At 36.7% G+C, this 395-nt stretch carries 2 protein-coding genes; both read right to left on the minus strand.

Annotated elements, in window-relative coordinates:
- On the minus strand, positions 1-163 hold a 163-nt coding region (locus AC1M9A_RS14415; RefSeq protein WP_481610493.1), incomplete at its 3' end, for a CoA-transferase.
- A 142-nt stretch (positions 164-305) separates the two neighbouring features.
- On the minus strand, positions 306-395 hold a 90-nt coding region (locus AC1M9A_RS14420), incomplete at its 5' end, for a hypothetical protein (RefSeq protein WP_481592540.1).

Consider the following 395-nt stretch of genomic DNA (forward strand, 5'->3'; position numbering starts at 1 on the left):
CGTTGTTGTTGACGATCACTAAGTCTTTAATACCGAGTTCAATTAAGCCATCGATGAGTTCAGCAGGCTGACCTGCAGTACCAAACCCACCAATCATAATGGTTGAACCGTCTTTAATTTGGGAGAGGGCTTCGGTTAAAGTCTTTTGAGATTTATCAATCATAGCGTTTTATAGATAAAGCTATCTATATCCTTTTCGGTCTTGCAAAAATTTAAACAAATCAAAATGATTAGATTTGGATTGGTCTAAATTCTTTAGTTGAATGAGATAAAGGATGGATGAGAAATCCATCCCTTAATTATTTTTAAGCTGATGCGCGGCGGCGTTCAACTTCAGTAGAAGGCGCACCTTCAACGTCTTTCACTAATTCAATGTCAAATTGAATATGTTTGAA

This window comes from Acinetobacter sp. ANC_7634, assembly GCF_056779875.1.